Here is a 24,220-nt window from a genome sequence, read left to right on the forward strand (position 1 = left end):
AAAACCTGAAAACTTCAGAGTGTACCTGCGAAGGTGCGCTGCGAAGTTTTGCTCTTTAAAAATCTGGATCAAGCTGAAAATTGAAACGACACACTGTGTCTGTTCTCCGTAATAAGAACAGATAAAGGTGTGTTCGAGTCTCTCAAATTTTCACAACACGAAGTGAAACAGCTTCGGGTTGTGAGGTTAAGCGACTAAGCGTACACGGTGGATGCCCTGGCAGTCAGAGGCGATGAAGGACGTGCTAATCTGCGAAAAGCGCCGGCGAGGTGATATGAACCCTTGACCCGGCGATGTCCGAATGGGGAAACCCAGTGCAATTCGTTGCACTATCGTTAGCTGAATACATAGGCTAACGAGGCGAACCGGGGGAACTGAAACATCTAAGTACCCCGAGGAAAAGAAATCAACCGAGATTCCCCCAGTAGCGGCGAGCGAACGGGGAGCAGCCCGGAGTCTGAATCAGCTTGTGTGTTAGTGGAAGCGTCTGGAAAGTCGCAGGGTACAGGGTGATACTCCCGTACACGAAAGCACACTTGCTGTGAACTCGAAGAGTAGGGCGGGACACGTGGTATCCTGTCTGAATATGGGGGGACCATCCTCCAAGGCTAAATACTCCTGACTGACCGATAGTGAACCAGTACCGTGAGGGAAAGGCGAAAAGAACCCCGGCGAGGGGAGTGAAAAAGAACCTGAAACCGTGTACGTACAAGCAGTGGGAGCACCTTCGGGTGTGACTGCGTACCTTTTGTATAATGGGTCAGCGACTTATATTCTGTAGCAAGGTTAACCGTATAGGGGAGCCGAAGGGAAACCGAGTCTTAACTGGGCGTTAAGTTGCAGGGTATAGACCCGAAACCCGGTGATCTAGCCATGGGCAGGTTGAAGGTTGGGTAACACTAACTGGAGGACCGAACCGACTAATGTTGAAAAATTAGCGGATGACCTGTGGCTGGGGGTGAAAGACCAATCAAACCGGGAGATAGCTGGTTCTCCCCGAAAGCTATTTAGGTAGCGCCTCGTGAACTCATCCTCGGGGGTAGAGCACTGTTTCGGCTAGGGGGCCATCCCGGCTTACCAACCCGATGCAAACTGCGAATACCGGGGAATGTTATCACGGGAGACACACGGCGGGTGCTAACGTCCGTCGTGAAGAGGGAAACAACCCAGACCGCCAGCTAAGGTCCCAAAGTCATGGTTAAGTGGGAAACGATGTGGGAAGGCACAGACAGCCAGGATGTTGGCTTAGAAGCAGCCATCATTTAAAGAAAGCGTAATAGCTCACTGGTCGAGTCGGCCTGCGCGGAAGATGTAACGGGGCTAAACCATGCACCGAAGCTGCGGCAGCGACACTATGTGTTGTTGGGTAGGGGAGCGTTCTGTAAGCCTGCGAAGGTGTGCTGTGAGGCATGCTGGAGGTATCAGAAGTGCGAATGCTGACATAAGTAACGATAAAGCGGGTGAAAAGCCCGCTCGCCGGAAGACCAAGGGTTCCTGTCCAACGTTAATCGGGGCAGGGTGAGTCGACCCCTAAGGCGAGGCCGAAAGGCGTAGTCGATGGGAAACAGGTTAATATTCCTGTACTCGGTGTTACTGCGAAGGGGGGACGGAGAAGGCTATGTTGGCCGGGCGACGGTTGTCCCGGTTTAAGCATGTAGGCGGAGGTTCCAGGTAAATCCGGTACCTTGTTAACGCTGAGGTGTGATGACGAGGCACTACGGTGCTGAAGCAACAAATGCCCTGCTTCCAGGAAAAGCCTCTAAGCATCAGGTAACACCAAATCGTACCCCAAACCGACACAGGTGGTCAGGTAGAGAATACCAAGGCGCTTGAGAGAACTCGGGTGAAGGAACTAGGCAAAATGGTGCCGTAACTTCGGGAGAAGGCACGCTGATATGTAGGTGAAGCCCCTGCGGGTGGAGCTGAAATCAGTCGAAGATACCAGCTGGCTGCAACTGTTTATTAAAAACACAGCACTGTGCAAACACGAAAGTGGACGTATACGGTGTGACGCCTGCCCGGTGCCGGAAGGTTAATTGATGGGGTCAGCGGCAACGCGAAGCTCTTGATCGAAGCCCCGGTAAACGGCGGCCGTAACTATAACGGTCCTAAGGTAGCGAAATTCCTTGTCGGGTAAGTTCCGACCTGCACGAATGGCGTAATGATGGCCAGGCTGTCTCCACCCGAGACTCAGTGAAATTGAAATCGCTGTGAAGATGCAGTGTACCCGCGGCAAGACGGAAAGACCCCGTGAACCTTTACTATAGCTTGACACTGAACACTGGTCCTTGATGTGTAGGATAGGTGGGAGGCTTTGAAGCGTGGACGCCAGTCTGCGTGGAGCCGTCCTTGAAATACCACCCTTTAATGGCTGGTGTTCTAACGTAGACCCGTAATCCGGGTTGCGGACAGTGTCTGGTGGGTAGTTTGACTGGGGCGGTCTCCTCCTAAAGAGTAACGGAGGAGCACGAAGGTCAGCTAATCCTGGTCGGACATCAGGAGGTTAGTGCAATGGCATAAGCTGGCTTGACTGCGAGAGTGACGGCTCGAGCAGGTGCGAAAGCAGGTCATAGTGATCCGGTGGTTCTGTATGGAAGGGCCATCGCTCAACGGATAAAAGGTACTCCGGGGATAACAGGCTGATACCGCCCAAGAGTTCATATCGACGGCGGTGTTTGGCACCTCGATGTCGGCTCATCACATCCTGGGGCTGAAGTAGGTCCCAAGGGTATGGCTGTTCGCCATTTAAAGTGGTACGCGAGCTGGGTTTAGAACGTCGTGAGACAGTTCGGTCCCTATCTGCCGTGGGCGCTGGAGAATTGAGGGGGGCTGCTCCTAGTACGAGAGGACCGGAGTGGACGCATCACTGGTGTTCGGGTTGTCATGCCAATGGCACTGCCCGGTAGCTAAATGCGGAAGAGATAAGTGCTGAAAGCATCTAAGCACGAAACTTGCCCCGAGATGAGTTCTCCCTGACCCTTCAAGGGTCCTGAAGGAACGTTGAAGACGACGACGTTGATAGGCCGGGTGTGTAAGCGCAGCGATGCGTTGAGCTAACCGGTACTAATGAACCGTGAGGCTTAACCTTACAACGCCGAAGCTGTTTCGGTGGATTTGAGAAGATTTTCAGCATTGATTCAGAGTTAAGTACACAATAGTTTGCGCAGCAGCAAGGCGGCAAGCGAAGGAAAGGAAGGAGCATACTGAAGTATGTGACTGACTTTACGAGCGCGGCCAACGCGGCTGATGCGATAAAGTATTGCGTACAGAGCACCAAGAATTTGCCTGGCGGCTGTAGCGCGGTGGTCCCACCTGACCCCATGCCGAACTCAGAAGTGAAACGCCGTAGCGCCGATGGTAGTGTGGGGTCTCCCCATGCGAGAGTAGGGAACTGCCAGGCATCAAATTACGTAATAAACCAGAACCATATCTGGTAATTACAAAAAATACGGTGGAGCGGTAGTTCAGTCGGTTAGAATACCTGCCTGTCACGCAGGGGGTCGCGGGTTCGAGTCCCGTCCGTTCCGCCACTTATTAAGAAGCCCTGAGCTCACGCTCAGGGCTTTTTTCTTGCCTGCTGTTTGATTATTGCTGTAAACGCAAAAATCCTCTGCTTAATACGATCTTTTTTCACATATCCCCGCCAGAGATAATCCTCTTTATTAACAAACATGATGAATAAAAGAGGAATTTCATGTCTATCCCTGCATTCGGTCTTGGCACTTTCCGCCTGAAAGACGACGTTGTTATCGCATCCGTTAAAACTGCCCTCGAACTGGGTTATCGCACGATTGATACCGCCCAAATCTACGACAACGAAGCCGCTGTGGGTCAGGCGATCGCAGAGAGCGGCGTACCGCGTAACGAACTTTTTATTACCACCAAGATCTGGATTGAGAACCTCAGCAAAGAGAAATTAATCCCAAGCCTGAAAGAGAGCCTGAAAAAGCTGCGCACCGATTATGTGGATCTGACCCTGATTCACTGGCCATCGCCGAACGATGCGGTGTCCGTTGAAGAATTCATGCAGGCTTTGCTGGAAGCTAAAACGCAGGGACTGACGCGCGAAATTGGTATCTCCAACTTCACTATCCCGTTGATGGAAAGGGCAGTTGCCGCAGTTGGCGCAGAAAATATCGCCACCAATCAGATCGAACTATCCCCTTATCTGCAAAACCGGCAGGTGGTGGAGTGGGCGAAGCAGCATGGCATCCATATCACTTCTTACATGACGCTGGCTTACGGTAAGGCGCTGAAAGACGAAACCATTCTGCGCATTGCTACCAGGCATAATGCCACCGCAGCACAGGTTATCCTGGCATGGGCGATGGGCGAAGGTTATGCAGTGATCCCGTCTTCAACCAAGCGTGAAAACCTGGCGAGCAATCTGCTGGCACAGGATCTGAAGCTGGATCTGGATGATAAAAAAGCGATCGCGGCACTCGATTGCAACGATCGTCTGGTTAGCCCGGAAGGTCTGGCGCCGAAGTGGGACTAATCTAGCCCGCCCTCTGTACCCCGAACCCTCTCACAGCTCCTTCGGGAGCTGTTTTACATGCTCGCTCAGAAAATCAATAAAGGCCCGGATGCGGGTGCTTACCGCTCTGTCACTGTAATAAACCGCACTGAAGGGCATCTCTACCGGCAGGCGCTTGTCTGCCATCAGCTCGACTAACTCCCCCCGCGCAATCTCTTTATCAATCATATAATCCGACAGGCAGGCAATCCCATTTCCTTCAAGGCATAACTGTTTGAGCGTCTCGCCGCTGTTGGATGATAAACCGCAAACCACTTCATGCAGCTGGCCATCATGGCAGGCGAGAGGCCATGTATTAAGGGATACCGGCTCCGTAAAGCCCAGGCAGAGATGCTGCTTCAGTTCCTCTATCGTCTCAGGCTTGCCGAAGCGGGCAATATAGGCCGGGGAGGCGATGATTTTGCGATAACTGGTGAACAGAGGGCGTGCCCGCAGGCTGGAATCGGTCAGCGTCCCCGCGCGGATCGCCACATCCACCTTGCGCTCAATCAGGTTGATAAACGTTTCTGAAGAAACCAGAGAGAGCGTCATTTCCGGATAACGTTCGCGGAAAGGTTTAATTAAAGGCATCAGGAAATGCAGCACCACGGGCGTCGCCGCATCGATACGCAGAAGCCCGCGTGGCGTGCTGCGCGTCTCCATGATCTCTGTTTCTGCGGCGGCCATCTCCTGCAGAATAGACTGCACGCGGCGAAAATAGCGTTCGCCTTCTTCGGTCAGGCTCAGTTGCCGGGTCGTCCGGTTAAGCAGGCTGACGCCCAGCTTCATCTCCAGCTTTTTCACCGAGCGGCTGACGGCTGAATTAGCCTGTCCCAGCTGTTCTGCGGCACGGCTAAAACTGCCGCTCTCAACGACGGCGACAAATATCGCCAGCTCCTCAGACGTTGCTTTCATTGTTGCTTAATCCGCAAAATTGTATTGATACTTTGAGCATTTTTGTTATTTAAACACTGGCGCATACTCCGTGTCATCTTAATCCTGATGAGACGGAGTTATTTATGCCTCTGGCGCTACTTGCCCTGACGATCAGTGCCTTTGCAATCGGCACGACTGAATTTGTTATTGTAGGTCTGGTTCCTACCATTGCTGACCAACTTGCCATCTCGCTGCCTTCGGCGGGTTTACTGGTCTCTATCTATGCCCTCGGTGTGGCTATCGGCGCACCGGTACTGACCGCACTCACAGGCCGTCTGCCGCGTAAACAGCTGCTGATGGCGTTAATGGTACTGTTTACCGCAGGCAACATCCTTGCCTGGCAGGCACCTGATTATACAACTCTGGTCATTGCCCGCCTGCTGACGGGGCTGGCTCATGGTGTCTTCTTCTCCATCGGCTCGACAATTGCGACGAGCCTGGTGCCGAAAGAGAAAGCGGCCTCTGCTATTGCCATTATGTTTGGCGGTTTAACCGTAGCCCTGGTGACAGGTGTACCGCTGGGCACCTTTATTGGGCAACATTTTGGCTGGCGTGAAACCTTCCTCGCGGTCTCTCTGCTGGGCGTGATTGCGCTGATTAGCAGTCTGGTGCTGATCCCGTCCACTATTCCGGGACGCGCGGCAGCGACGCTGCGCGATCAGCTGAAAGTGCTGACTCATCCTCGTCTGCTGATGATCTATGCCATTACGGCGCTGGGCTATGGCGGTGTGTTTACCGCATTTACCTTCCTGGCGCCAATGATGCAGGATCTGGCAGGCTTCTCACCGAGCGCAGTAAGCTGGATCCTGCTGGGCTATGGCGTTTCGGTGGCGATCGGCAATATCTGGGGCGGAAAGCTGGCCGATAAGCATGGCGCAGTCCCGGCGCTGAAAATTATCTTTGCTGCCCTGGTAGTGCTTTTACTGGTCTTCCAGTTCACCGCTTCCATACAGTATGCCGCGCTGGGTACGGTACTGGTAATGGGGATCTTCGCCTTCGGTAACGTACCGGGTTTACAGGTCTATGTCGTGCAGAAAGCCGAACACTATACACCCAACGCCGTGGATGTTGCTTCCGGTCTTAATATCGCCGCGTTTAATGTCGGTATCGCCCTGGGTTCCATTATTGGTGGGCAGACGGTCGAGCATTTTGGTCTGTCGCAAACGCCGTGGATTGGGGCGGTCATTGTTCTCGTGGCGTTTCTGTTGATTGGCCTGAGTGGTCGTCTGGATAAGCCCGCGCGCGTTACTCTCGGATAACTTTATGTAAGTACTTACCGACAAAACAGCTCAGCGGAATCTGAGTAACTCAGTAGTTTCTTAGTAATAGCGTTGAAAGTGTGAGCTGAAAACCCTATAACATTAGAACCCGCTCCTGTTTCTGGACGGGTTCAAGTTGATAGGGGTCGTTTCACACCGTGCGAAAAAATACCTATGCCATGCGTTATGTTGCCGGACAGCCAGCGGAGCGAATTTTACCTCCGGGGTCGTTTGCGAGCATTGGCCAGGCATTGCCTGCGGGTGCGCCTTTAAGCAGCGACGAAAAAATTCGGGTGCTGGTATGGAATATCTTTAAACAGCAACGCGCCGAATGGTTATCCGTCCTGCAGAATTTTGGTAAAGATGCTCATCTGGTGCTGCTGCAGGAGGCGCAAACCACACCTGAACTGGTCAGGTTTGCGACCACTAACTATCTCGCTGCTGACCAGGTGCCGGCATTTGTCTTACCCCAGCATCCGTCAGGGGTGATGACGCTCTCTGCCGCTCATCCCGTCTATTGCTGCCCACTGCGCGAGCGCGAACCGCTTCTGCGCCTGGCGAAATCCGCCCTGGTCACCGTGTATCCGCTGCCGGATACCCGGCTGCTGATGGTGGTCAATATCCACGCGGTTAACTTCAGCCTTGGCGTGGATGTCTACAGCAAGCAGCTGCTGCCTATCGGCGATCAGATTGCCCATCACAGCGGCCCGGTGGTTATGGCTGGCGATTTCAATGCCTGGAGCCGTCCGCGAATGAATGCGCTTTATCGCTTTGCGCGTGAGATGTCGCTGCGCGAAGTACGTTTTACCGATGACCAGCGGCGCAAGGCCTTTGGTCGTCCGCTCGATTTTGTCTTCTATCGTGGTCTGAACGTGAGTGAAGCCTCTGTGCTGGTCACTCGCGCATCCGATCACAATCCGCTACTCGTTGAATTCAGTCCCGGCAAACCTGAGAGATAGAGGTGCGTCAGGTCTGCCGTGGGGCAGGCCTGTACGGGTGCTGCCCTTTATTTTTCATCAACCGAAGGACAGCAAAATGACAACACAGTCCCATCATGACAACGTAGAAAAACAGTTTGGCTCTCAGGCTAAGGCCTACCTCACCAGCGCGGTTCACGCATCCGGGCGCGATTTGCAGCGTCTGGCTGAACGTCTGGCTGATTTTCCGAAAGCCAGCGTCCTTGATTTAGGCTGCGGGGCAGGTCATGCCAGCTTTGTGGCAGCGCAGCAGGTGGCTCAGGTGACGGCATATGACTTATCCAGCCAGATGCTGGAGGTGGTTGCCGCCGCAGCCAGCGAGAAGGGGCTGAATAATATTGCCACCCGTCAGGGCTATGCAGAATCATTACCCTTTGACGATGAAATGTTTGATATTGTGATCAGCCGCTACTCGGCGCACCACTGGCATGACGTCGGCCAGGCGTTGCGCGAAGTTAAGCGGGTGCTGAAGCCGGGTGGGCTGGTTATCATCATGGATATCATGTCGCCGGGTCATCCGGTACGTGATATCTGGTTACAGACGGTGGAAGCGTTGCGGGATACCTCGCATGTCCGGAACTACTCCAGCGGCGAGTGGTTGTCCATGTTCACTGATGCCGGGCTGATTGCACAATCGCTGCAGACTGACAGATTAAGGCTGGAGTTTTCTTCGTGGATTGCGCGTATGCGCACACCAGAGACGTTGAGCCAGGCGATCCGGCTGTATCAGGATAGTGCCTCGGCCGAGGTCAAAGCCTACTTTGAGCTGCAGGAAGAGGGCTCCTTTACCAGCGATACCCTCCTGGCTGAAGCCCAAAAGGCGGGATAAACAAAAAAGGCACCGAGGGGAATCGGTGCCTTTTTACATCAGGTCTCTGAAATCAGGAATCCGGTGTGGCGTTGTTTTTTACAAACAACGTTATCCGGTCGCCAGGCTGCAGATTATCCGTATCGCTGTTCCAGCGCATCACATCTTTGATGTTTACGCCGTGACGCTTGGCAATACTGGAAAGCGAATCGCCTTTTTGTACGCGATAGGTAATGCTATCGCTATTATTGGCGAGACGCTGCGCGCTGTTACCCGCGCCAATCGTCAGGTTCTGACCCACTTTCAGGGTAGAGCCACGCAGCTTGTTCCACTGCTGTAGATCTTTCGTGCTCACGCCAAGACGTGAAGCAATGCCTGAAAGCGTATCGCCTGTACGTACCCGATAGCTACGGCTATTTAACGGTGTGTTATCCGCAATCAGCGTAGACTGAACCGCTGCAATCTCACCCGACGCTAACGATACCCGTAACTGTTCAGCGTGTTTCTGCGGCACCAGAACGTATTTTGGTCCGCTGGTACCTAACGTAGAGCCCTTCACACCTGCGTTGAAGGCTTTCAGTTTGGTCACCGAGATACCTGCCATATCCGCAACCTGTTTCAGTTCAACAGGGTTGTTGATACGCACTTTCGCCAGCGCACGACTTTCGTCGGAGGTTGGCAGCTGCACGCCGTACTGTTTGCTGTTTTTGAAGATTTCACTCAAAGCCAGCATTTTAGGTACGTATAATTTGGTTTCCCGTGGCAGTGGAAGCGACCAAAAGTCGGTAGGTTTACCCCGTGCTTTATTCGCTTTCATTGCCTTCAGTACACGACCCTCACCGCTGTTGTACGCAGCGACAGTCAGCAGCCAGTCACCGTCGAACATCTTGTTCAGACGTTGCATCATATCGAGAGCGGCAGTCGTCGAGGCGACCACATCACGACGCGCATCGTAGTTGCGGGTCTGTTTTAAACCATAATTGCGCCCTGTGCTCGGTATGATCTGCCAAAGACCTGCGGCCTTGGCGCCAGACGTTGCGTGTGGGTCAAAAGCGCTCTCCACTATGGGTAGTAGTACCAGTTCCATGGGCATGTTACGTTTCTTAACTTGCCCTGCTATCCAGTACATATACGGCTCTGCCCGTAAAGTTACATCGTGGAGATAGCTCTTATTGCTTAAATACTTCTGTTTCTGTTCGCGAATCCGGCTGTTTTCCGGAATTCCCATCTTTAGCTCGTCACCAATAGAGACCCACAAGTCTTGATCCTGTGCGAAGGACGTCCCATCGTCTGCCCATCGCGATTGACTTGTGAACTTCCCTGCTTCCCCTTGACCAGCTGCAGAAAGGCTCTGTGCGTGCTGTTGTACGTTGCCAGTGTTCTGTGACGACTGGCAACCCACAAGCAGGACAGAGGCGAGTAATATCGCTTTTGCCTTCATGTGTGTGTCAATAGTTGCTTAAAAGACGAGCGATGATAACGACGAATAGTTAAAAAGGCAACATGCAATTGTCAGAAGTCATCTTTCTTTGCCCTTAACCACGCGAAACAATCCTCAGGTTGTAACATATTTGTTTCTTCTTTAATTTTATTAACTAAATCAATGTCATTTGTTCTAAGAAATAAATTAATTTTACGTTCATTTTTCAGAATTACGGGCAGTGTTTTTTGGTTTTTTGCACGTAACTCATTCACTTTGCGGTAATAATCCTGAATCGCACTATCCTCAGGCAGAACGTGCATCGAAAACTTCATATTCGCTAAAGTGTATTCATGTGCGCAACAAATAAGGGTATCGTCGGGGAGAGCGTTAATTTTCTGGAAGGACTGGTACATCTGGGCTGGAGTGCCTTCGAAGAGTCGTCCGCAGCCACCAGAGAACATTGTGTCCCCACAGAAAAGATAAGGGAAGCTAAAGTACGAAATATGTCCAGAAGTGTGACCCGGTGTGGCAATTACAGAAAATTCCAACGTAAGAATGAGGATCTTTTCGCCATCTTTTACTACGCGCGTAGCCCCCTTATCTTGTGTCTCAGCAGGACCGTATACCACAAGATGCGGAAATTTTGCGCAGAGTGCCGCCACGCCGCCCACATGGTCATGGTGATGATGCGTGAGCAGAATGGCTTCCGGCTGCCACTGGTTTTGCTCGATGGCGTTTAACACCGGCTCCGCCTCGCCAGGATCGACAATCACGCAACGACCCTCATCATTGCTTAAAACCCAGATGTAATTGTCCTGAAAAGCAGAAATACTGTTAAGATTCATACATTACCTCTCATAGCGTGGCGGGTGTTTTGATGAAACCGGCAAGGATACCTCAGATTGTTACCGCACCGAAACACTGGGCGGAGTTGCCCTGGGGTGAATACTATCGTGAAGCGCTTGAGTTACAGCTTAAGCCCTGGTTTGCGAAAATGTATGGTTTTCACCTGCTTAAGATTGGAAATCTGAGCGCGGAAATCAACTCTGAAAGCTGCGCCATCTCGCATCAGGTCAATGTTTCGCTGGGCGGTGAACCCGTTCAGGTGAAGGCCAATCCGCTGCAGCTCCCTTTTGCCGAGAAGTCCGTTGATGCGTGCCTGGTGGCACATTCGCTGCCCTGGTGCGATGACCCGCACCGTCTGCTGCGGGAAGCCGATCGGGTTTTGATTGATGATGGCTGGCTGGTGATTAGCGGCTTTAACCCGATGAGTCTGATGGGGCTGAGAAAGCTGGTGCCGGTGCTGCGTCGCACGCCACCCTATAACAGCCGCATGTTCACGCTGATGCGCCAGCTGGACTGGCTCTCGCTGCTCAATTTTGAGGTGATGCACCATAGCGGTTTTCAGGTGATACCCTGGACGCGGCAGGGCGGGAAGTTACTCAGCACCCATTTTCCGGCGCTGGGCTGTATGCAGCTGATTGTGGCGCGTAAGAGAACCATCCCCCTGACGCTCAATCCCATGAAACCAGGTAAAGCCAAGACCCAATTGCGCCCCGCTGTAGGTGCCACGCGGCAGTACCGAAAGCCCTGATCAGGCTTCCGGTTTATACCCCACATCGTCATGCTGCGGATTGAGCGCAGCAGCGCGCGCCAGTTCGTCGCAGCGTTCGTTTTCGGGATGTCCGGCGTGGCCTTTCACCCATTCCCACTGGATTTTATGCTGGCTGAGCGCCGCATCCAGGCGTTGCCAGAGATCGACATTCTTCACCGGTTTTTTGTCCGCGGTTTTCCAGCCGCGTTTTTTCCAGTTGTGGATCCACTGGGTGATCCCCTGGCGTACATACTGGCTGTCGGTACTTAGCACAATATCGCAATGCTCTTTCAGTGCCTCAAGAGCCACAATCGCGGCCATCAACTCCATGCGGTTGTTGGTGGTCAGGCGAAAGCCTTCATTGAAAGTTTTTTCGTGCTGTCGATACCGCAAAATGGCGCCGTAACCCCCTGGGCCCGGATTGCCGAGGCACGAGCCATCGGTGTAAATCTCTACCTGTTTACGCATCCTGGCAGACATCCTGTAATAAAAACGGTAAGTCTGACATAAATGGTCTTCATCGGCACGGCAAAATAAAGTCCGCGTGAATTAGCCTTTGAACGCCAGGTCAGGTTGATTACAATGTCATCGTTAATAAGAACAGGCTGACAGAATGAGTATTGCAGACACACATAACGCCGACAGGATCATCGTTCTCGATACCGAAACGACGGGTATGAACCAGATCGGTGCTCACTATGAAGGGCATAAGATCATCGAGATCGGTGCGGTAGAGGTGGTTAACCGCCGTCTTACCGGCAATAACTTTCACGTTTACCTGAAGCCAGACCGGCTGGTGGACCCGGAAGCCTTTGGCGTTCACGGTATTGCAGATGAGTTTCTGCTCGATAAACCTACCTTTGCCGACGTTGCCGATGAATTCATCGACTACATTAAAGGCGCCGAGCTTGTCATTCATAACGCCTCGTTCGATATCGGCTTTATGGATTACGAATTCAGCAAGCTCAACCGCGGCCTGCCGAAAACAGACGCCTTCTGCAAGGTCACTGATAGCCTGGCGATGGCAAGGAAGATGTTCCCCGGCAAGCGGAACAGCCTTGACGCGTTGTGCTCGCGCTATGAAATAGATAACAGCAAACGAACGCTACACGGGGCACTGCTCGATGCCCAGATCCTGGCGGATGTTTATCTGATCATGACGGGCGGCCAGACCGCCCTGGCGTTTAATGCCGATAACGAGGCGCAGCAAGAGTCCGGCGAGAGCGAAATCCAGCGCATTATTCGTAAGTCCAGCGCGCTGCGCGTTATACTTGCGAGTGATGAAGAGTTAATGGCGCATGAATCCCGTCTGGATCTGGTGCAGAAGAAGGGCGGAAGCTGCCTCTGGCGAGGCTAAAAGCCGCTGAAATGCTGGTAAAATAACCGTTTGGATCGTTTTTGCAGCAAACGATTCAAAAGCAGAGAAAAAGCATTGACGGGATCGAGGGTAAACCGTAATATCTGCCTCGTTCCCAAGGGAACACAGCGGAGCGGTAGTTCAGTCGGTTAGAATACCTGCCTGTCACGCAGGGGGTCGCGGGTTCGAGTCCCGTCCGTTCCGCCACATTCAGGCCCATGTTAGCAATAACATGGGCCTTTTTTCGATCTCTGTTTTTGTGCAACTTCCCCCAGCAACATCTTCCGTCTGGCTTATGCCGTTGAGCCTGAAAATGCCCAGGTTCCGTTATCCTCATTCAGCGTATTCGCAACGATAGACTCCTCCTTATCTTTTTCCGGCCTGCATAAATAATAAATTCAACAACGCTCCAGTCGCCCAACCGGTTAACGGGAAAAAAGAAGAGGTTAAAAATGGTCTGCGTTCTTCTATTAAGGGGCAGGGCAATATCCTATTTTGCGGAGAAGAATTTCATTGTTAAACCCGGCGCAGGATCCAAGCAGGGCAGGGCGAATGATTTCTGGACGCATGGCTTCAAAGGACGCCAGGTTATTACGTTTTAGAGGACAAGGATATGCAAACTTCTTCCGTTATTCCCACACGTTACGATCGCTTTTCTCGCCTTTTACACTGGGTGGTTGCAGCCGTCATTATCTACGCCATGTGCATGGGCTACATTCTTCACGCGCTGGAAGGGACCCGTTGGTTTACCTTTTTTTCTGTGTTGAATATGTCGCTTGGCACCATTGCAACGCCAATCATGCTGGTGCGTTTTGTCTGGCGCTTCTTTCGTCCTTCAGTGCCTTATCCGGCAACGGTGGCGGGGCGGAAAAAGCAGATGGTGGTTTTTATCCATGAGCTGTTTTATCTGACCATTATGTTGGTGCTGGCCAGCGGCTTCCTGATGCTGCACAAAGATTACAGCCTGTTTGGGCTGCTGCCGATTACTCATCCGATTAACACGATTGAAGTTAATGAATTCTTCTTTAAAGTGCATCGCGTTAGCTGCATTTTACTGGGCCTGATTCTGCTTGGGCATGTCGCGGCGGTAATCAAATATACCTTCAAGGGACAGCGCGAAATCCTGCAACGCATGCTGTAAGAAAAAGACTGACGCCTTTCATTAGATGAAGTAACAAACAGCAGAGCCGCACCGCTCCTGTCCCTTTATGCCGATGAGGTGAGGGGACAGGGACAGTGCGGCTTTACCCTTCAGTCAATACTAAACGGATCCGCATCCTGCCAGGCAGGAAACTTCTCCCGGTACTCCCTCAGCGCGGTCAGCGACAGCTCGGCATCAATCCGGGTTGCATGATGCGGCTCAGCGGTGGCAATAATCTCACCCTGCGGGTTGATCACCCGGCTGTCGCCCCGGTAGTGATGCCCGTTGCCGTCAGTACCGACCCGGTTGCAGCCAGCGATATAGGCCTGGTTCTCAATCGCACGTGCCGTCAGCAGCGCCTGCCAGTGGAGAGAGCGGGGCGCCGGCCAATTGGCGACGTAGATCGCCAGGTCGTAATCATCGCGGTTACGGGACCACACCGGGAAACGCAGGTCGTAACAGACCAACGGCAGAATGCGCCAGCCGCGCCACTCAAAGACAACCCGCTCGTTACCCGCTTCATAGTGCTGGTGCTCGTCCGCCATGCGGAACAGATGGCGCTTATCGTAGAAGTGCACCTTGCCCTCGGGCTCCACCAGCAGAAAACGGTTCACCGGTCCGCGTTCGGTCTGCAACGCTGCGCTGCCAGCGATTAACGCCTGGGTTTGTTGCGCTCTGGCCTGCATCCAGGCAACCAGCTCGTCCTGCGGCAGGGACTGCTTAGCCGCCTCCATGGCGAAGCCAGTGGTGAACATCTCGGGCAGGATAATAATATCCCGTCCGGCGATCCCTTCCAGCTGACGATCAAAATGGCGCAGGTTGGCCGGACCATCCATCCACACCAGCGGTTGTTGCAAAAGCGTAATCTTCAGACCAGGCACAGTTAAGACTCCTCGAGTAACCCCATTTTGACACTGTAGCACGACAAACAGAGAAACGGGTGGCAATAAAAAACCCCGCACGAGGCGGGGTTTTGGCGGGCTGAAATGGCTTACGCAGCTTCAGGTTTACGCACGATCTCTTTCAGCTTTACCGGCTGTGTCGCCAGCTCTTCAGCGTCAAAATCATCAACGTTAATACTGCGCAGACGGCTCTCTTCGGCTTTAATCAGCAGGTCCGCTTCATCTTTGGTGATGATGCCGCCCGCCAGCGCCTCTTTAGCCAGCTCGTTCAGGCGGGTGAAGGGCAGGTTTTTACCCAGCTGCTTGCAGATTTTCTGGTGAATCGGGTCGGCAGCCATCACATCCAGCAGCGCCTCTTCCAGCAGACCGACCGGGTTATGCTCGCTTGGGGTCAGATACTGACCGCGGCCGATACGGGAGCGGGTTGCGCTCGGTACCTGCAGGATCTTCGCCACTTTATGATCCAGCTTATCGGACGGGGCCAGATAGTGGCGGCCGGTCGGGAAGATCACCACGCGCAGGGCGCCAGCCACAAAGCGGTTCGGGAAGTTGGCCAGCAGATCGTCGATGGCCTGTTCCGCCTGATACAGCGCATCCTGCACGCCCCAGTGGACCAGCGGCAGGTCCGCTTCATGACGGCCTTCATCGTCATAGCGTTTCAGTACCGCCGAGGCGAGGAAGATCTGGCTCAGCACATCACCCAGTCGGGCGGAGATGCGTTCCCGGCGTTTCAGGCTACCGCCCAGCACCGCCATTGACACGTCAGAGAGCAGCGCAAGGTTGGCACTCAGACGGTTCAGATGCTGGTAGTAACGACGGGTCGCGTCGCCGGTTGGCGTGGCGCTGGTCAGGCCGCGGGTCAGGCCCAGCCACAGGCTGCGCATTTTATTGCTACCGACATGGCCGATGTGTTTAAACAGCAGTTTATCGAAGGCATCCACGTCGTTGTTCTGCGCGGCGGCCATCTCTTCCAGCACGTATGGATGGCAGCGAATTGCCCCCTGACCGAAGATCATCATGCTGCGGGTCAGAATGTTCGCCCCTTCAACGGTGATGGCAATCGGTGCGCCCTGATAGCCACGCGCCAGGAAGTTACCTTCACCCAGCATAATGCCTTTACCGCCGGCAATATCCATCGCATCGATGATCGACTGTTGGGCACGGTGGGTACAGTGGTACTTCACGATGGCGGACAGCACGGCCGGTTTTTCACCCAGCATGATGCCATAGGTAATTAAGGAAGCGGCGGCATCCATCACGTAGGCGTTACCTGCGATACGGGCCAGCGGCTCCTCAATCCCTTCCATCTTACCGATAGAGATTTTGAACTGACGGCGGATGTGGGCGTAAGCGCCAATCCCCATTGCCACCGATTTCAGACCGCCGGTTGAGTTCGACGGCAGGGTAATACCACGGCCAACAGACAGACACTCAACCAGCATGCGCCAGCCCTGACCGGCCATTTTCGGGCCGCCGATGATGTAATCGATCGGCACAAAGATATCCTGACCGCGGGTCGGACCGTTCTGGAACGGTACGTTCAGCGGGAAGTGGCGACGACCAATCTCCACGCCAGGTGTGGTGGTCGGGATCAGCGCGCAGGTGATACCCAGATCCTCTTCGCCGCCTAACAGCTTGTCCGGGTCGGAGAGTTTAAAGGCCAGACCGAGCACGGTGGCGATAGGTGCCAGCGTAATGTAGCGTTTGTTCCAGGTCAGACGCATACCCAGAACTTGCTCACCCTGCCAATCGCCCATGCAGACCACACCCGTATCGGGGATAGCGCCCGCATCGGAACCCGCTTCCGGGCTGGTGAGTGCGAAGCAAGGGATTTCCAGACCACGGGCCAGGCGCGGCAGGTAGTGATTTTTTTGCTCTTCAGTACCGTAATGTTGCAGCAGTTCGCCTGGGCCTAATGAGTTAGGTACACCGACGGTGATCGCCAGGATCCCGGAGACGCCGGACAGTTTTTGCAGCACCCGAGCCTGGGCATACGCAGAGAACTCCAGCCCGCCGTACTCTTTCTTGATGATCATCGCGAAGAAGCGATGCTCTTTTAAAAATGCCCACAGCTCCGGCGGCAGATCGGCCATCTCATGGGTGATCTGGAAGTCGTTCGCCATCCGGCAGGCTTCTTCAACCGGACCGTCAATAAACGCCTGCTCTTCAGCAGTCAGGCGCGGCTGCGGATAGTTATGCAGCTTTTTCCAGTCAGGGTTGCCCTGGAACAGCTCGCCTTCCCACCAGGTGGTGCCCGCGTCGATCGCCTCTTTTTCGGTACGCGACATCGGCGGCATCACCTTACGGAAACCACGGAAGACCGGGGCAGAAATCAGGGATTTACGCATCGAGCGCACGTTGAACGGCACCAGGATAATTGCCAGCGGAACCAGCACCCAGATGTTCCAGATGCCGGTCACGCCAAGGGCAGCGGTCCAGGCCAGTAAGATAAGACTGCTCAGCATTAAGCTGACCCGGTGATAGAACAACACCCCGAGCAGAACAACGGTTAACAGAATACTTAAAATCATCATAAAGAATTGCTCCCTGTCTTGTAGGAGGTCTGACCACTTGTGATGATATGGTTGTAGTGGATGTTATTTCTTTTAGCAATGCATTCACAAAATAATTACAACCTGGTTCACATTGTTCAGGTTTTACCCGGCACAAAAACGCAAAACGCCCGACGATTCCCATGGCTTTAGCTTCTCGCTTTTACCGCTATCCGGTAAACTTGCTCTGTTATTTCATCAATACTGAAGGATTATCCTCATGTACCAGGATCTTATTCGTAACGAACTGAACGAAGCGGCGGAAACGCTGGCCAACTTTCTGAAAGATGAAGCCAATATCCACGCTATTCAGCGCGCGGCGGTCCTGCTGGCCGACAGCTTTAAAGCGGGCGGTAAAGTGCTCTCCTGCGGCAATGGTGGTTCACATTGTGATGCCATGCACTTTGCCGAAGAGCTGACGGGGCGTTATCGTGAAAACCGTCCGGGCTACCCGGCGATCGCGATCTCTGACGTCAGCCACATCTCCTGCGTGAGCAACGACTTTGGTTACGATTATGTCTTCTCCCGCTATGTTGAAGCGGTAGGGCGTGAAGGGGATGTCCTGCTGGGGATCTCCACCTCCGGCAACTCCGGCAACGTCATCAAAGCCATTGAAGCGGCTCGTGAGAAGGGAATGAAAGTTATCACCCTTACTGGCAAAGATGGCGGCAAAATGGCAGGCACCGCAGATATCGAAATTCGTGTGCCTCACTTCGGTTACGCTGACCGTATTCAGGAAATTCATATCAAAGTGATCCACATCCTGATCCAGCTGATTGAAAAAGAGATGGTTAAGTAAGACTTCGCTGGGGGGTGAGCGCCCCCCGCTGTTGTGGAGGTGAGATATGTGCGAACTGCTCGGGATGAGCGCCAATGTGCCAACCGATATCTGCTTTAGTTTCACCGGGCTGGTGCAGCGCGGTGGAGGAACCGGGCCGCATAAAGACGGCTGGGGTATCACCTTCTATGAAGGAAAAGGCTGTCGCACGTTCAAGGACCCACAACCCAGCTTCAACTCCCCTATTGCCAAACTGGTGCAGGACTATCCGATTAAATCCTGCTCGGTAGTGGCGCATATTCGCCAGGCCAACCGCGGTGAAGTGGCGCTGGAAAATACCCATCCGTTTACCCGCGAGCTATGGGGACGCAACTGGACTTACGCCCATAACGGCCAGCTGAGCGGCTATAAGTCGCTGGAGACCGGTAATTTTCGCCCGGTTGGTGAAACCGACAGCGAAAAGGCTTTTTGCTGGCTGCTGCATAAGCTGACCGAGCGCTATCCGCGCACGCCGGGCAACATGACCGCGGTCTTTAAATACGTGGCCTCGCTGGCGACGGAGCTGCGGGAGAAAGGGGTCTTTAATATGCTGCTGTCGGACGGGCGGTATGTGATGGCGTTCTGCTCGACGAACCTGTTCTGGATCACCCGGCGGGCGCCGTTCGGCGTGGCAAAACTGCTGGATCAGGATGTGGAAATCGATTTTCAGACCGAAACCACACCCAACGATGTGGTCACGGTGATCGCCACTCAGCCGCTGACGGGCAATGAAGCCTGGCAAAGAATCATGCCAGGCGAGTGGATCTTATTTTGTCTGGGGGAGCGCGTAGTTTGACGCCAGCTGTGGCTGGACGACTTCGTGGCTCAGCGGCTTGCTGACCACATAACGTCCATCCACCACCGAAACGGTCGGCGGCTTGTGCGTCTGCTGGAAGTAGTCATAACCCGGCTTCAGCTGTTTCCAGAAATCGGCGTAGTATGAGCTCTTGTGACGCTGCATATTGGCATCGGTCATGCGGAACGGATAGATGCTGACCTGCACCGCAGACTGGCCAAAGACCAACGCGCCGGTGACGAACTGGAAGATCTCATCAATACCGCTGTCGGTCATGGCGTAGCAACCCACTGACACACAGGCACCATGAATCATCAGATATTTACCGTCATAGCCGTGCGCACGGTCAAAGGCATTGGGGAAACCAATGTTGATCGCTTTATAGAAGCGACTGTCAGGTTTTAGCTGGTTACGCTGAACGCTGTAGAACCCCTCCGGGCTTTTGAAATCGCCCTGACGCTGTTTCGGGCCAAGGCCACCGGAGTAGTTGCAGATTTTATAGCTGTCGAGCAGCTGATACGTCTCACCCATCTTCACGAACAGGTCTAACGTGCGCTCTTCCTTATAGATCTGGATATAGACCGGAGAGCCCATCAACTGCTGTTTGTATTCTTTGCTAATCGGCGTTATTGAGCTGTTGCTGCTGAGCAGCCCGGCAAACGAAACGCACGGAATAAGAAGCATCGCAATGAACAATGCGATTTTACGCATACTACATGTTCCTTGATAAAACCTAACCAACTTGCCAGGACGGCAAAAGAGACCCGAAATCAGATTAATCTGCATTAGGAGCGCTCACATTAGCACCACTGCATTTTTTCGCAAGCGTCAGCGCGTCGGTTTACAAAATAGTTCTCCTTATAACCTGGATTGGCCGTGCTGGCATTGAGAACTTTGCGTAATCGGTCGCATTTTAGCACCCGCCGCTGCGTTATCGCTGCCGCCTGATTGGCAGAAATGGTACACTCCCCGCGTCTTACGACCGAAGGTGAAGAAAGGATGCTTTTCTCAGGGTCAGCCACGATCCTGCATGTAACATGAGTGAGCGTTCACCGCCTTTCTTCTCCTGTGAAACGACTTCTGACTCGTCCGGCTATCTGGCCGGAACGATTTTTCATGGATAACAACTAACACTATGATTAGAATCAGAAAAGGACTTGATTTGCCGATTTCTGGCATTCCCGATCAGCAGATTTCGCCCTGTCCGATGCCTCGCCATGTTGCGCTTCTGGGGGACGATTACGTGGGCATGCGCCCCACGATGCTGGTACAGGAAGGCGACAGCGTCATCAAGGGGCAGCCGCTATTCGAGGATAAAAAAAATCCTGGGGTCTTCTTTACCGCACCCGCCAGCGGGACGGTAGTCGCCATCAATCGTGGCGAACGCCGGGTACTACAGTCGGTGGTGATCCGCATCGAAGGTGAGGGTGAGCGCGAGTTTACCCGTCACGATGCGACGGCGCTCGCCACCCTTACCCGTGAGGCTGTGCAATCCCAACTGCTGGAGTCGGGACTGTGGACGGCATTTCGTACCCGCCCCTTCAGCAAAACCCCGGTGCCCGGCACCGTCCCGGCAGCCATTTTTGTCACCGCCATGGACACCAACCCGCTCTGCGCCGACCCGCAGCCGCTCATTCTGGCGCAGCGTCAGGCATTTGATGCCGGGCTAACCCTGCTCACGCGTCTGACGGAGGGCAAAGTGCATGTCTGCCAGGCAAGCGGCGGCAAACTGGGCGGACACCCGCAGGGGCAAGTCACCTTTAATACCTTCGCCGGGCCGCATCCGGCAGGGCTTGTGGGTACGCACATCCATTTCCTGGAGGCGGTGAGCCTGACCAAACAGGTCTGGCATCTGAACTATCAGGACGTTATCGCTATCGGCAAGCTGTTCACTACCGGCCAGCTTTGCACCGAGCGGGTTATCGCCCTGGGCGGCCCGCAGATGCGCCATCCGCGCCTGGTACGCACCTGCCTTGGCGCAGACATCAACGAGCTGCTGGTGGACGAAACCCTGGAAGGTGAAAACCGTCATATTTCGGGTTCTGTACTGAGCGGCAGACATGCCGTCGGGGTGCAGGCGTACCTCGGGCGCTTCCATTTGCAGGTCAGCGTGGTGAAGGAAGGGCGTGAGAAAGAGCTCTTTGGCTGGGTGATGCCGGGCAAAGAGAAGTTCTCCATCACCCGTACGACGCTGGGCCATTTCCTGCGCAACAAGCTGTTCAACTTCTCCACCGATACCAACGGCGGCGAGCGGGCGATGGTGCCTATCGGCAACTACGAACGGGTGATGCCGCTCGACATCCTGCCGACCGTGCTGCTGCGCGATCTGCTGGCGGGTGATACTGACGGTGCTCAGGCGCTGGGCTGTCTGGAGCTGGATGAAGAAGATCTGGCGCTCTGCACCTACGTTTGCCCCGGCAAATATGAATACGGACCGGTGTTGCGCGAGGTGTTAACCCGCATTGAGCAGGAAGGATAACTGATGGGCCTGAAACATCTCATTGAAAAACTGGAGCCGCATTTTACTCACGGCGGCAAGCTGGAAAAGTACTACCCGCTTTTTGAAGCGACCGCGACGCTCCTGTATACGCAAGGGCAGGTGACGAAAGGGGCCGCGCACGTGCGCGACGCCATCGATCTCAAACGTATGATGATCCTCGTCTGGTTCGCTGTGTTCCCGGCGATGTTCTGGGGCATGTACAACGTCGGTCTGCAAACCATCCCCGCGCTTAACCATCTGTACGATGCGCAGCAACTTCAGCAGGTTATCGCTGGCGACTGGCACTACCGGCTGGCGCAGACGCTGGGCGTGAGCTTTGCGCCTGATGCCGGCTGGATCAGCATGATGACGCTGGGGGCGGTCTACTTCCTGCCCATTTACATGACGGTCTTTCTGGTCGGCGGCTTCTGGGAAGTGCTGTTTGCCATCGTGCGTAAGCATGAAATCAACGAAGGCTTCTTTGTCACCTCCATTCTGTTTGCCCTGATTGTGCCACCGACGTTGCCACTGTGGCAGGCGGCGCTGGGGATCACCTTTGGTGTGGTGATGGCGAAGGAGATCTTCGGCGGTACCGGACGTAACTTCCTTAACCCGGCCCTCGCCGGGCGCGCGTTCCTGTTCTTTGCTTATCCGGCGCAAATCTCCGGCGATCTGGTCTGGACCGCCGCCGACGGGTTTTCCGGCGCAACGCCACTCTCCCAGTGGGCCGCTCGCGGCGGTGAGGCGCTGGTCAACAACGCCACCGGACAGCCGGTTAGCTGGTTCGATGCCTTTATCGGTACCATTCCTGGGTCAGTCGGCGAAGTTTCCACGCTGATGATCCTGATTGGCGGAGCCATCATTCTCTTTGGCCGTGTCGCCTCCTGGCGCATTGTGGCAGGCGTCATGCTTGGCATGATCCTCACCGCGACGCTGTTTAACCTGATCGGTTCGGCGACGAATCCGATGTTCGCCATGCCGTGGTACTGGCATCTGGTGCTGGGCGGGTTCGCCTTCGGCATGATGTTTATGGCGACAGATCCGGTTTCAGCATCCTTTACCAATAAAGGAAAATGGTATTACGGGGCGCTTATTGGTGCGATGTGCGTCCTTATCCGCGTGGTGAACCCGGCCTATCCGGAAGGGATGATGCTGGCGATCCTGTTCGCCAACCTGTTTGCGCCGCTGTTCGATTACCTGGTGGTGCGTGCCAACATCAAACGGAGGAAGGCGCGTGGCTGAGATTAGAAATAATGACACTATCGGCAAGACGCTGATGGTGGTGGTGGTGCTTTGCCTGGTCTGCTCCATTGTGGTAGCAGGATCTGCGGTGGGTCTTAAATCCCGTCAGCAGGAGCAACGCGCCCTGGATAAACAACGTAACATCCTGGCCGTCGCCGGGCTGATGAACGGCGAAATGAGGGCTGAGGATGTGGCGCAGACCTTTGCTTCACGCATCACGCCACGTCTGGTGGATCTCAATACTGGCGAGCTGCTGGAGACCGATCCATCCACTTACAATCAGGCCCAGGCGCTGAAAGATCCGCAGCGCAGCACGGTACTGGAGGCCAGTCAGGATCCGGCAGGCATCAAACGCCGCAGCAATACGGCGGAGATTTATCTGGTACGCGATGAACAAAACCGTGTCCAGGAGCTGGTTCTGCCGGTCTATGGCAATGGTCTGTGGTCGATGATGTATGCCTTCGTGGCGCTCAACACCGATGGACGCACCGTCAAGGGCATCACTTACTACGATCAGGGCGAAACCCCGGGGCTGGGCGGCGAAGTCGAAAACCCAGCCTGGCGGGCGCAGTTTGTCGGCAAAAAAGTGCTGGATGATAACGGCCAGCCGGCGCTTAAAGTGGTGAAAGGCGGGGCGCGTCCGGGTGATGAGTACGCCGTCGATGGCCTGTCGGGCGCCACGCTGACCTCAAACGGTGTGCAGCATAGCTTTGATTTCTGGATGGGCGAGATGGGTTTTGGTCCTTTTCTCAAAAAGGTACGTGAAGGAGAGCTGAACAATGGCTGATGTGGGCGAACTGAAAGAAGTTAAACGGGTGCTTATTGGGCCGCTCATCGCCAACAACCCGATTACCCTGCAGGTACTGGGCGTCTGTTCGGCGCTGGCGGTCACCACAAAACTGGAGACCGCCGTGGTGATGACCCTGGCGGTAACGCTGGTGACGGCGTTTTCCAGCTTGTTTATCTCAATGATCCGCCACCACATCCCGAACAGCGTGCGCATTATCGTGCAGATGGCGATCATCGCCTCGCTGGTCATTGTGGTGGATCAGCTGCTGCGGGCATTTGCCTACGAAATCTCAAAACAGCTGTCGGTCTTTGTTGGCCTGATCATCACCAACTGCATCGTGATGGGACGTGCAGAAGCCTATGCGATGAAAATGCCGCCGCTGGCCAGCTTTATGGACGGTATCGGCAACGGTCTTGGCTATGGCGTGATCCTGCTGACGGTCGGTTTCCTGCGCGAGCTTCTTGGCAGCGGCAAACTGTTTGGTATTCCTGTCCTTGAAACCGTACAAAACGGTGGCTGGTATCTGCCAAACGGCTTGTTCCTGCTGGCGCCCAGCGCGTTCTTCATTATCGGTTTGTTGATCTGGGCGGTGAGAACCTGGCGCCCTGAACAGCAGGAAAAGGAGTAACCG

The 24,220-nt window shown here is 54.3% G+C and carries 19 protein-coding genes, 2 tRNA genes, 2 rRNA genes and 1 pseudogene; 17 read left to right on the forward strand and 7 right to left on the reverse strand.

Going from position 1 to position 24,220, the window contains the following annotated elements; translation table 11 throughout:
• Positions 1 to 184 precede the first annotated feature (184 nt).
• The 4 genes from GNG29_RS04485 to dkgB all read left to right on the forward strand — a co-directional run bounded on the left by GNG29_RS04485 (position 185) and on the right by dkgB (position 4,498).
• Positions 185 to 3,088: ribosomal RNA gene (locus GNG29_RS04485) — 23S ribosomal RNA — on the forward strand.
• 196 nt (positions 3,089 to 3,284) lie between these two features.
• A 5S ribosomal RNA gene (gene rrf, locus GNG29_RS04490) occupies positions 3,285 to 3,400 on the forward strand.
• A 53-nt stretch (positions 3,401 to 3,453) separates the two neighbouring features.
• Positions 3,454 to 3,530 (forward strand) — tRNA-Asp (locus GNG29_RS04495).
• 164 nt (positions 3,531 to 3,694) lie between these two features.
• Positions 3,695 to 4,498, forward strand: coding sequence for a 2,5-didehydrogluconate reductase DkgB (gene dkgB, locus GNG29_RS04500; RefSeq protein ID WP_103178361.1), 804 nt, complete (start codon positions 3,695 to 3,697; stop codon positions 4,496 to 4,498).
• Between the two features lies 1 nt (position 4,499).
• On the opposite strand, the pseudogene yafC reads toward dkgB, so the two are convergent.
• Positions 4,500 to 5,431: pseudogene (gene yafC, locus GNG29_RS04505) on the reverse strand (DNA-binding transcriptional regulator YafC).
• Positions 5,432 to 5,535: 104 nt separating this feature from the next.
• Between yafC and GNG29_RS04510 the strand changes: the two are divergent.
• The 3 genes from GNG29_RS04510 (at position 5,536) to GNG29_RS04520 (ending at position 8,517) form a co-directional block, all read left to right on the forward strand.
• A complete protein-coding gene (locus GNG29_RS04510; RefSeq protein WP_156653943.1) occupies positions 5,536 to 6,711 on the forward strand; it encodes an MFS transporter in 1,176 nt (391 codons plus the stop codon).
• 158 nt (positions 6,712 to 6,869) lie between these two features.
• Positions 6,870 to 7,670, forward strand: a complete 801-nt coding sequence (locus tag GNG29_RS04515; RefSeq protein WP_039032074.1) for an endonuclease/exonuclease/phosphatase family protein — start codon at positions 6,870 to 6,872, stop codon at positions 7,668 to 7,670.
• A 76-nt stretch (positions 7,671 to 7,746) separates the two neighbouring features.
• A complete protein-coding gene (locus GNG29_RS04520; RefSeq protein WP_156653944.1) occupies positions 7,747 to 8,517 on the forward strand; it encodes a class I SAM-dependent methyltransferase in 771 nt (256 codons plus the stop codon).
• Positions 8,518 to 8,569: 52 nt separating this feature from the next.
• Here GNG29_RS04520 and mltD read toward each other — a convergent pair whose 3' ends face one another.
• Positions 8,570 to 9,937, reverse strand: coding sequence for a murein transglycosylase D (mltD, locus tag GNG29_RS04525; RefSeq protein WP_103178365.1), 1,368 nt, complete (start codon positions 9,935 to 9,937; stop codon positions 8,570 to 8,572).
• A 71-nt stretch (positions 9,938 to 10,008) separates the two neighbouring features.
• The gene (gene gloB, locus GNG29_RS04530; RefSeq protein WP_156653945.1) at positions 10,009 to 10,764 is read right to left on the reverse strand and encodes a hydroxyacylglutathione hydrolase; all 756 of its coding nucleotides are present in this window, start codon (positions 10,762 to 10,764) and stop codon (positions 10,009 to 10,011) included.
• 32 nt (positions 10,765 to 10,796) lie between these two features.
• On the opposite strand from gloB, the gene GNG29_RS04535 reads away from it, so the two are divergent.
• Positions 10,797 to 11,513 carry a class I SAM-dependent methyltransferase gene (locus GNG29_RS04535; RefSeq protein WP_156653946.1) on the forward strand — a complete coding sequence of 239 codons (717 nt, stop codon included), beginning with the start codon at positions 10,797 to 10,799 and terminating at the stop codon, positions 11,511 to 11,513.
• On the opposite strand, the gene rnhA is transcribed toward GNG29_RS04535, so the two are convergent.
• Positions 11,514 to 11,981, reverse strand: a complete 468-nt coding sequence (gene rnhA, locus GNG29_RS04540) for a ribonuclease HI (RefSeq protein WP_103178368.1) — start codon at positions 11,979 to 11,981, stop codon at positions 11,514 to 11,516.
• Positions 11,982 to 12,126: 145 nt separating this feature from the next.
• Here rnhA and dnaQ point away from each other — a divergent pair, with 145 nt between their 5' ends.
• From dnaQ to GNG29_RS04555, 3 genes are all read left to right on the forward strand, one after another.
• On the forward strand, positions 12,127 to 12,870 hold the full coding sequence (dnaQ, locus tag GNG29_RS04545) for a DNA polymerase III subunit epsilon (RefSeq protein ID WP_156653947.1): 744 nt from the start codon (positions 12,127 to 12,129) through the stop codon (positions 12,868 to 12,870).
• Between the two features lie 130 nt (positions 12,871 to 13,000).
• A tRNA-Asp gene (locus GNG29_RS04550) sits at positions 13,001 to 13,077 on the forward strand.
• A gap of 406 nt (positions 13,078 to 13,483) precedes the next feature.
• Positions 13,484 to 14,011 (forward strand): cytochrome b, encoded by a 528-nt coding sequence (locus GNG29_RS04555; RefSeq protein WP_156653948.1) that lies wholly within the window; start codon positions 13,484 to 13,486, stop codon positions 14,009 to 14,011.
• 110 nt (positions 14,012 to 14,121) lie between these two features.
• Here GNG29_RS04555 and GNG29_RS04560 read toward each other — a convergent pair whose 3' ends face one another.
• Both GNG29_RS04560 and fadE read right to left on the reverse strand, forming a co-directional pair.
• Positions 14,122 to 14,892, reverse strand: coding sequence for an amidohydrolase (locus tag GNG29_RS04560; RefSeq protein WP_103178371.1), 771 nt, complete (start codon positions 14,890 to 14,892; stop codon positions 14,122 to 14,124).
• 110 nt (positions 14,893 to 15,002) lie between these two features.
• Positions 15,003 to 17,447 (reverse strand): acyl-CoA dehydrogenase FadE, encoded by a 2,445-nt coding sequence (gene fadE / locus GNG29_RS04565; protein ID WP_156653949.1) that lies wholly within the window; start codon positions 17,445 to 17,447, stop codon positions 15,003 to 15,005.
• A 238-nt stretch (positions 17,448 to 17,685) separates the two neighbouring features.
• Here fadE and lpcA point away from each other — a divergent pair, with 238 nt between their 5' ends.
• Positions 17,686 to 18,264, forward strand: coding sequence for a D-sedoheptulose 7-phosphate isomerase (gene lpcA, locus GNG29_RS04570; protein ID WP_103178373.1), 579 nt, complete (start codon positions 17,686 to 17,688; stop codon positions 18,262 to 18,264).
• A gap of 46 nt (positions 18,265 to 18,310) precedes the next feature.
• Positions 18,311 to 19,078, forward strand: coding sequence for a class II glutamine amidotransferase (locus GNG29_RS04575; RefSeq protein WP_103823943.1), 768 nt, complete (start codon positions 18,311 to 18,313; stop codon positions 19,076 to 19,078).
• On the opposite strand, the gene dpaA is transcribed toward GNG29_RS04575, so the two are convergent.
• The gene (gene dpaA, locus GNG29_RS04580) at positions 19,049 to 19,789 is read right to left on the reverse strand and encodes a peptidoglycan meso-diaminopimelic acid protein amidase (protein ID WP_156653950.1); all 741 of its coding nucleotides are present in this window, start codon (positions 19,787 to 19,789) and stop codon (positions 19,049 to 19,051) included. The two genes, GNG29_RS04575 and dpaA, sit on opposite strands and share 30 nt — an antisense overlap.
• Before the next feature lie 424 nt (positions 19,790 to 20,213).
• On the opposite strand from dpaA, the gene GNG29_RS04585 reads away from it, so the two are divergent.
• Genes GNG29_RS04585 through GNG29_RS04600 form a run of 4 tightly spaced genes read left to right on the forward strand, consistent with a single transcriptional unit; the run spans position 20,214 to position 24,217 of the window.
• Entirely contained in the window at positions 20,214 to 21,557 is a 1,344-nt protein-coding gene (locus GNG29_RS04585) for a Na(+)-translocating NADH-quinone reductase subunit A (protein WP_156653951.1), read from the forward strand.
• 3 nt (positions 21,558 to 21,560) lie between these two features.
• Positions 21,561 to 22,799 carry an NADH:ubiquinone reductase (Na(+)-transporting) subunit B gene (locus tag GNG29_RS04590; RefSeq protein ID WP_156653952.1) on the forward strand — a complete coding sequence of 413 codons (1,239 nt, stop codon included), beginning with the start codon at positions 21,561 to 21,563 and terminating at the stop codon, positions 22,797 to 22,799.
• Positions 22,792 to 23,586, forward strand: a complete 795-nt coding sequence (locus GNG29_RS04595) for a Na(+)-translocating NADH-quinone reductase subunit C (RefSeq protein WP_103178378.1) — start codon at positions 22,792 to 22,794, stop codon at positions 23,584 to 23,586. Before GNG29_RS04590 ends, GNG29_RS04595 begins: the two co-directional genes overlap by 8 nt.
• Positions 23,579 to 24,217: an NADH:ubiquinone reductase (Na(+)-transporting) subunit D gene (locus tag GNG29_RS04600; protein ID WP_103178379.1), complete on the forward strand. Its 639-nt coding sequence runs from the start codon at positions 23,579 to 23,581 to the stop codon at positions 24,215 to 24,217. Before GNG29_RS04595 ends, GNG29_RS04600 begins: the two co-directional genes overlap by 8 nt.
• The last annotated feature ends 3 nt before the right edge of the window (positions 24,218 to 24,220 follow it).

Source organism: Leclercia sp. Colony189, assembly GCF_009740165.1.
In the GTDB taxonomy this organism is placed as follows: domain Bacteria; phylum Pseudomonadota; class Gammaproteobacteria; order Enterobacterales; family Enterobacteriaceae; genus Enterobacter.

Excerpts from the sequence above, each read along its gene's own strand:
- dkgB (WP_103178361.1), top strand. The coding sequence starts at position 3,695 with ATGTCTATCCCTGCATTCGGTCTTGGCACTTTCCGCCTGAAAGACGAC.
- GNG29_RS04510 (WP_156653943.1), top strand. The coding sequence starts at position 5,536 with ATGCCTCTGGCGCTACTTGCCCTGACGATCAGTGCCTTTGCAATCGGC.
- GNG29_RS04520 (WP_156653944.1), top strand. The coding sequence starts at position 7,747 with ATGACAACACAGTCCCATCATGACAACGTAGAAAAACAGTTTGGCTCT.
- mltD (WP_103178365.1), bottom strand. The coding sequence starts at position 9,937 with ATGAAGGCAAAAGCGATATTACTCGCCTCTGTCCTGCTTGTGGGTTGC.
- gloB (WP_156653945.1), bottom strand. The coding sequence starts at position 10,764 with ATGAATCTTAACAGTATTTCTGCTTTTCAGGACAATTACATCTGGGTT.
- GNG29_RS04535 (WP_156653946.1), top strand. The coding sequence starts at position 10,797 with ATGAAACCGGCAAGGATACCTCAGATTGTTACCGCACCGAAACACTGG.
- rnhA (WP_103178368.1), bottom strand. The coding sequence starts at position 11,981 with ATGCGTAAACAGGTAGAGATTTACACCGATGGCTCGTGCCTCGGCAAT.
- dnaQ (WP_156653947.1), top strand. The coding sequence starts at position 12,127 with ATGAGTATTGCAGACACACATAACGCCGACAGGATCATCGTTCTCGAT.
- GNG29_RS04555 (WP_156653948.1), top strand. The coding sequence starts at position 13,484 with ATGCAAACTTCTTCCGTTATTCCCACACGTTACGATCGCTTTTCTCGC.
- fadE (WP_156653949.1), bottom strand. The coding sequence starts at position 17,447 with ATGATGATTTTAAGTATTCTGTTAACCGTTGTTCTGCTCGGGGTGTTG.
- lpcA (WP_103178373.1), top strand. The coding sequence starts at position 17,686 with ATGTACCAGGATCTTATTCGTAACGAACTGAACGAAGCGGCGGAAACG.
- GNG29_RS04575 (WP_103823943.1), top strand. The coding sequence starts at position 18,311 with ATGTGCGAACTGCTCGGGATGAGCGCCAATGTGCCAACCGATATCTGC.
- dpaA (WP_156653950.1), bottom strand. The coding sequence starts at position 19,789 with ATGCGTAAAATCGCATTGTTCATTGCGATGCTTCTTATTCCGTGCGTT.
- GNG29_RS04585 (WP_156653951.1), top strand. The coding sequence starts at position 20,214 with ATGATTAGAATCAGAAAAGGACTTGATTTGCCGATTTCTGGCATTCCC.
- GNG29_RS04590 (WP_156653952.1), top strand. The coding sequence starts at position 21,561 with ATGGGCCTGAAACATCTCATTGAAAAACTGGAGCCGCATTTTACTCAC.
- GNG29_RS04600 (WP_103178379.1), top strand. The coding sequence starts at position 23,579 with ATGGCTGATGTGGGCGAACTGAAAGAAGTTAAACGGGTGCTTATTGGG.